The organism is Streptomyces herbicida, from assembly GCF_032656585.1.
In the GTDB taxonomy this organism is placed as follows: Bacteria; Actinomycetota; Actinomycetes; order Streptomycetales; family Streptomycetaceae; genus Streptomyces; species Streptomyces herbicida.
The window spans coordinates 1-1442 of the sequence record NZ_JAUYWJ010000086.1; the positions used below are offsets into that span (position 1 = coordinate 1).

The 1442-nt window shown below is 68.3% G+C and carries 1 protein-coding gene; it reads right to left on the minus strand.

Features of this window, described 5'->3' with window-relative positions:
- Positions 1-14: 14 nt before the first annotated feature.
- A complete protein-coding gene (locus Q8A52_RS48825) occupies positions 15-1205 on the minus strand; it encodes an IS110 family RNA-guided transposase (RefSeq protein WP_456300760.1) in 1191 nt (396 codons plus the stop codon).
- Between the last annotated feature and the right edge of the window lie 237 nt (positions 1206-1442).

The window sequence follows — 1442 nt, forward strand, 5'->3', positions numbered from 1 at the left end:
TCCCAATCGTGATGTCAAGCCGCTCTTGTGACGGGAGGTGAACCTTGATAGCACTCTCCGTCACGGATCATCGCCCACAGGACGTTCAGCCTGCGGCGGGCGAGCGCGAGCAGGGCCTGCTTGTGTCCCTTCCCCTCGCTGCGCTTGCGCTGGTAGTACGCCTTGGAGGCGGGGCAGGTCGTGATGCTGACCATTGCCGACAGGTACATCGACCGGAGCAGGCCGCGGTGGTACCGCTTGGGCCTGCGCAGGTTGCCGCTGACGCGGCCGGAGTCACGGGGTCTGGGCGCCAGGCCGGCGAAGCCGGCCAGCCGGTCGACGCTGCCGAAGGCGTCCATGTCCCCGCCGGTCGCGGCGATGAACTCGGCACCGAGCCTGGGCCCCATGCCGGGCAGACTGCGGATCACCTCGGCGTGCGGATGCTTGCGAAACCTGGCCTCGATCAGGGCGTCGAGCTCGGCGATCTCCTCATCGAGGGCCATCACCCCTTTCGCGAGGCGGGCCACCATGGCGGCGGCCAGCTTCTCGCCGGGCAGCGCGCTCTGCTGGGCCTGAGCGGCCTCCACGGCCGTCTTCGCGAGGGCGGCGGCGCCGCGGACCTTGCGGTTCTTCAGCCAGCTCTCGATGCGCTTGGCGCCCGCCCGGCGGATCGCGGCGGGGGTCTGGTAGCCGGTCAGCAGCATCACCGGCCCCTTGTTGACCAGCTCCAGCGACCGCTCCAACGCCGGGAAGATCTCCAGCAGTTGGGCCCGAAGGCGGTTGATCTGCCGGGTGCGGTCGAAGACCACGTCCAGCCGCCGGGTGGTCAAGGTCCGCAGGTCGACGGCGATCTCGTCGCCCGGCCGCAGGAGCCCCAGATCCCGGCGGACACGCGCCTGGTCGGCGATGACGAAGGCGTCCTTCGCGTCCGTCTTGCCCTCGCCACGGTAGGTGACCGAGGCCCGGTGAACAGCCAGGCCGGTGAGATAGGCCATGGGCTGGCCGTGGTTGAGAAGCAGGCCGATCAGCAGGGCGGCACCGCCGTGGTTGAGGTCGACAGCCCACAACACATCGGCGGATATCTCCAGGACGTCGCCGATGAGCTGGAGCAGCTCGGTCTCGTCGTTCAGGACCCGGCGGGACAGCAGCCGTTCGCCGTCCGCGTTGATCACCACGCAGTGGTGGTGTTCCTTGCCGATGTCCACCCCGGCCCAGATCTCGGGCACGGTCACCTCCGCCAGCTCGCAGTCTCACTTCAAACCCGCAGACGACCTCGCCGACGTTGTCCTACAGCAGCGATCAGAGTCGCGTCTCCCAATTGGCGGTCGAGCCGTCGCGGGACTCCGGGCGGCCAAGTCCTTTGAGCCTTGCCAACGGCGCCCGCATGACAGCCATACCCAGAGCCCCTGGGCCTTCCGATCTTACGAATGACCAGATCAGACCCACGCCTAGAAAGGTAGGAC